The organism is Fluviicola sp., from assembly GCF_030151805.1.
In the GTDB taxonomy this organism is placed as follows: Bacteria; Bacteroidota; Bacteroidia; order Flavobacteriales_D; family Crocinitomicaceae; genus Fluviicola.
Genome location: NZ_JASLCN010000088.1, coordinates 1 through 5,201 on the forward strand (window position 1 = coordinate 1; position 5,201 = coordinate 5,201).

Annotated in this window: 6 protein-coding genes; all 6 read right to left on the reverse strand. The window is 43.1% G+C overall.

The genetic code is table 11. The annotated features are described in order from the left end of the window. Window positions 1–283, reverse strand: a 283-nt coding sequence (locus tag Q1V93_RS03400; RefSeq protein WP_300661461.1) for a hypothetical protein, incomplete at its 3' end; no start/stop codon positions are given. A gap of 1 nt (window position 284) precedes the next feature. After that, window positions 285–1,649, reverse strand: coding sequence for a UDP-N-acetylmuramate--L-alanine ligase (murC, locus tag Q1V93_RS03405; RefSeq protein WP_300661463.1), 1,365 nt, complete (start codon window positions 1,647–1,649; stop codon window positions 285–287). Window positions 1,650–1,824: 175 nt separating this feature from the next. Continuing rightward, complete coding sequence (gene murG / locus Q1V93_RS03410) at window positions 1,825–2,928, reverse strand: undecaprenyldiphospho-muramoylpentapeptide beta-N-acetylglucosaminyltransferase (RefSeq protein ID WP_300661465.1); 1,104 nt, start codon at window positions 2,926–2,928, stop codon at window positions 1,825–1,827. Continuing rightward, window positions 2,925–4,100: an FtsW/RodA/SpoVE family cell cycle protein gene (locus Q1V93_RS03415; RefSeq protein ID WP_300661467.1), complete on the reverse strand. Its 1,176-nt coding sequence runs from the start codon at window positions 4,098–4,100 to the stop codon at window positions 2,925–2,927. Before Q1V93_RS03415 ends, murG begins: the two co-directional genes overlap by 4 nt. 3 nt (window positions 4,101–4,103) lie before the next feature. Continuing rightward, on the reverse strand, window positions 4,104–4,571 hold the full coding sequence (locus tag Q1V93_RS03420) for a hypothetical protein (protein ID WP_300661469.1): 468 nt from the start codon (window positions 4,569–4,571) through the stop codon (window positions 4,104–4,106). A 9-nt stretch (window positions 4,572–4,580) separates the two neighbouring features. Beyond that, on the reverse strand, window positions 4,581–5,201 hold a 621-nt coding region (gene murD / locus Q1V93_RS03425; protein WP_300661471.1), incomplete at its 5' end, for a cyanophycin synthetase.

Sequence of the window (5,201 nt, forward strand, 5' to 3'; positions counted from 1 at the left end):
TGTAAACATTGACCTCTTCCACTTCGTGCATTTTGCGAATATTCTCTTCAATCGCAGTCGTGTTCAGGTTTTTCATCAATTGATTGGGATAATACAGATTCAATCGTTTCAAACGGACAAGCAATTCGTCTTCCGTCAAAAAAGCATTTTCATCCACCACTGAAATAGAAACATTGGGCTCCAGCACCACTGCCTCCTCCTGGCTTTTACCTGCCATAATGAGTATCGCGATGACTGCTGCAGCAAACAAAGCCCAGGCCGCTATTTTCAGTTTCCCTTTCAATTTATTGTTTTTCCAATATCTTTTTCAATTCCGGCACAATGCGGTCAATATCGCCTGCACCAATCGTTAATACAACTCCTTCGTGAACAGAAGCGGCAAATTCCAATACTTCCTGCGGAGTTTTCAAATGTGCGTTTCTGCCAATTTTACGTACCAGTTCATCACTCGTAACTCCCGGAATCGGCTCTTCTCTTGCCGGATAAATCGGCATGATCAAGGCTTCATCCAATTTCGATAATTCGGCTACAAACCCGGGTTCAAAATCACGTGTCCGTGAAAACAAATGCGGCTGAAAAATTCCGATCACTTTTTTATCCGGATACAACAAACGAATCGACGACACCAAAGATGCGATCTCCGTCGGATGATGCGCATAATCATCAATATAGATCAGTTTCTCCGTACGAACCTGGTATTCAAAACGACGTTTCACGCCTTTAAACCCTTTCAAACCGTTCCGGATTTCCGTTTCGGACAGGCCCAATTCCTTACACATCGCTGTAACCGCCAAAGCATTTTCCGCGTTGTGAATTCCCGGCAAGCCCAAAGCCACTTCTTTCCACACTTCCTTTCCGAAGTGAATATCCATCAGGAATTTTCCGGCTTCGTAATGCAGGTTCGTTCCGCTCACTTGCGCTTCCGGAGCATTAATTCCGTATGAAATCCCTTTAAATCCGGTTTGTTTTAAAGGTAAATTGTATTTGTAAACGACTAAATGTCCGTCTTTGTGTTTATCTGCATATTCCTGGAAACCTTCCCGGAATGATTCTTCCGTTCCGTAAATATCCAGGTGATCCGGATCCATTGCTGTAATAATACTCGCAAAGGGTTTCAAGCGCAAAAACGAGCGGTCGAATTCATCCGCTTCAATCACCGAATAAACAGCATCCGGTTCAACCAACACATTGGAGTTGAAATTCGAAGAAATTCCACCTAAAAATGCCGAACAATTCAAATGAGACTGACTCAGCACATACGCCAGCATCGTTGAAGTGGTTGTTTTACCATGCGTTCCGGCAACTCCCAAACCTTTGCTCGTTTGAGTAATCAAGCCCAAAACCTCACTTCGTTTTAAGACCCGGTGTTTTTGCTGAACATAAACCAGTTCCCCCATGGTTTTCGGGATGGCTGGAGTGTAAACCACCAAAGTCGATTCCGTATCCTGATAAGCCGACGGAATATTCGCTCCCAAATCTTCGAAATGAACCGCAATTCCTTCCTTCTGCAATTCATCCGTTAACGGTGAAGGAGTTTTATCATATCCGGCCACATCAAAACCTTTCGCTTTGAAATAGCGCGCCAGAGCAGACATCCCGATTCCGCCGATGCCGATAAAATAAAACCGTTTGATACTATTTAACTCCATTCTTTCAAACCTCCCCCTTCGGAGGGGGACTGAGGGGGAGGATTTATCTCAATCTTTATGATTAAAGATGCTCTTCCCACCAATTACTCAATTATTCTATATCTCATTTTTCAAGATCGGAATAGTACACACTTTTCCTCCCCCTTTATCCCCTCTAAAGGGAGAACCAAAACTCCTACACCAAATTCTCAATCACATCCACAATATCTTTCGTTGCATTTGGTTTTGCCATGCGTTTGATCGCAACCCGCAACTCATTCATCCTGTCTTCTTGTTTCAATAATGCCATTGCTTCCGAAATCAATTGCTCCTTTGCAACTGCATCTTTAATCAAAATGGCCGCATTGTTTTTCACCAAAGCCATTGCGTTCTTCGTCTGATGATCTTCCGAAACATTCGGAGAAGGCACCAGGATTGTCGGTTTTCCGACAATACACAATTCCGAAATAGACAAGGCTCCGGCTCTCGACACGATTACATCCGCCAAACCGTAAGCAGCATCCATTCTCGCAATGAAATCCGTTACATGCACATTTTTCACTCCGGAAGAAGCCAATTGTGTTTTCATTTCTTCCAGGTAATATTTTCCGCATTGCCACAAAACCTGAACACCTGCTTCTTCCAATTGTTTCAAACCATAAAGGACTCCTTCGTTCATGGTGCGTGCGCCTAAACTTCCTCCCATTACAAAAAGGGTTTGCTTAGTCGGATCCAGCATCGGAAAAGCCTTAAATGCTTCTTCTTTATTGATCGTTGTCTGATTCAACTCTTCACGAACCGGATTTCCCGTTAAGCGAATCGTGGAAGGAGGAAATACATTTTCCAACCCTTCGTATGCCGTGCAAACCGCTTTCACTTTTTTAGCAAGTAACCGATTCGTTTTTCCCGGGTATGAATTCTGTTCCTGGATCAGGGTCGGAATTCCCAAACGCTGCGCCATTTTTAACGTTGGTCCGCTGGCATAACCACCCACTCCAATCACCACTTCCGGTTTAAAATCTCTCAAAATGCGTTTTGCCAATGACAAACTCTTCAGTAATTTAAACGGAAGCGCCAGGTTTTTCAAAGTCAATTTGCGTTGCAAACCAACAATCGGTAAACCGACAATTTTGTAACCTGCGGCCGGAACTTTTTCCATTTCCATTTTACCTTCCGCACCAACAAACAGAATTTCTGCCTGCGGGTTGCGTTTTTTGATCTCATTCGCAATAGCCAATGCCGGAAAGATGTGTCCACCCGTTCCACCTCCTGAGATCACTATTTTCTTCAATTCTTTCATGCAAAAATACCTTCAGATTCTACCGAACTTTTTTCTTCCTGTTTTTGAGCAACACCTTGTACAATACCAATTCCGATACAAGCCATAATCATGGCCGATCCTCCCATTGCCAAAAACGGCATGTTTTGTCCCGTAACCGGGAAGATTCCCGTACACACCATCATGTTGACAGCCGCCTGGGAAAGCAGCAGAATTCCGATTCCCAAACAAACGTAGGTTTCAAAAAGCTGATCCGACCGCAAGGCAATACGCATGATCCGGTATAAGAGAATCAAATAGAACAAGACCAGAATGACTGCTGAGAACGAACCGAATTCTTCCACAAAGGATGCGTAAAAGAAATCGGCATAAGCTTCCGGAATAAATTCTTTCACTTTTCCTTTCCCGATTCCCTGCCCGAGGAAACCTCCCAGGTAAATAGCCTGCTCGGCATTATTTGCCTGTAAGTTTCCGGCCTGATCAATGTCTCCGCTATTCTCGTAACGATTCGAAATCCGGTTCATCCAGGTATCGTAACGCGGTAGAATATTCAGATCCGGCAATGCCTTATGCAAACCTATTGCCATCACGAACAACAAAATCCCGGCGAAAATGACCGAGAAAAGTTTCGAGAAAGGCACCCGCCCCAAAAAGAGCATCGTGAAGCTGATCATGAACAAAATGGCCGCCGTGGAAAAGTTATCTTTAACAATCAACCCACAAATAATAACTATCGGCGCCATAATCGGCAAAAAACCTTTTTTCCAATCGTTCATCTCATCTTTCTTCTTCACCAGCATCCGCGAGACATAAATCAATAAAGCCAGTTTCGCAAAATCGGAGGACTGAAAGGTCAAACCTACAAACGGAATCTTCACCCAACGACCAGCTTCGTTTACTTTCGTTCCGAAAAACAAAGTAAAGATCAACAAGCCGATCGCTCCGTAATAGATGATTTTGGACATTCGGGAAATGTACATCGGGTCGCGTTTGTGAACCCAATACATTGCCAGAACGGCCAGTAATATATAGATGAAATGTTTAAACAAATACTTAAATGGTGTTCCGCCTTCGATCTTCACCAGGATCGGGACGAAACTGTACACAGAAACCAACGAAAAGCCAAGTAAGATGAGCGTGATTACCCAAATTACCAGATCTCCCTTAAAGTGCTTTCTTAGAAACTGTACCATTTTTTATTGATGTAGCTTGACAAAATTCTCGAAGATTTCCATCTTCGTTTTCCATTCATTTCCCTGAACGGTAAACAATAAAATATGTCTTGCTCTTTTATTCTTTTTCAAAAATTCAAGCGCATCTTCCAATGATTCGGTTCCCGTCACCAAAGGCATCAGGGAAATAATATCTGAAGGAATGGAAAGCTGCGGATTGTCGAACTGAGCGCACCATTGAATGGAACGCAATGTTTCAGGATCTACCTGAGCCATTTCCTGAATGATCCATTCATTTGACAACCAAAAAACCGGGAATGGAAATGTTGAAATCGTTGCAGAAAGTTCTACAATAGCAGGTTTGTACCACGTGAATACATCCATGCCCCACAATTTACCCAAAGGTCTGAGGGACATTTTCTCAGCAGCCTCAAGCGACTCTTTCCGCGCCTGAAGCAATTGAGCTTGCTGATCAACTTTTTTGATTTCCATGACTAGAATCTAAAGTGAACGAACTGCCTCTTTAAATTGATTTCCTCTGTCTTCGTAGTTCTCAAACAGGTCAAAACTTGCACATGCAGGAGACAACAATACCGTTTCGTCTTTTTTAGCCAGGCGGTAACCGTAAGCAACAGCTTCCATTGCAGATCCAGCTTCCACGATCGTTTCCACATGACCGGAAAAAGTATCGATGATTTTTTGGTTGTCTTTTCCAAGACAGATAATTGCTTTTACCTTTTCTTTTACCAAATCCAACAATTCGGAATAGTCATTTCCTTTATCCACACCACCAACAATCCAAACGGTTGGTTGTTCCATGCTTTCCAATGCAAACCACGTTGAGTTTACATTCGTAGCTTTGGAATCGTTGATAAATTCAATGCCACACACCTTGGCAACAAATTCCAGGCGGTGCTCCACATTGACGAAGTCGGACAGACTTTCGCGCACGATTTCCTTGCGAATATCAAGGATTCTTCCCGTTAGCCCTGAAGCTAAGGAATTCTGGGTATTGTGCTTACCCTTTAATGCTAGATCGTGTATTGACATAGTGAATTGATTGTTAAAGTTTATGATGAGTTGTTTGTTTGCTACATATGCTCCTTCTTCAAAAACCTGCGT

Coding starts and splice junctions, on each gene's coding strand:
- murC (WP_300661463.1), bottom strand. CDS start 1,649: ATGGAGTTAAATAGTATCAAACGGTTTTATTTTATCGGCATCGGCGGA.
- murG (WP_300661465.1), bottom strand. CDS start 2,928: ATGAAAGAATTGAAGAAAATAGTGATCTCAGGAGGTGGAACGGGTGGA.
- Q1V93_RS03415 (WP_300661467.1), bottom strand. CDS start 4,100: ATGGTACAGTTTCTAAGAAAGCACTTTAAGGGAGATCTGGTAATTTGG.
- Q1V93_RS03420 (WP_300661469.1), bottom strand. CDS start 4,571: ATGGAAATCAAAAAAGTTGATCAGCAAGCTCAATTGCTTCAGGCGCGG.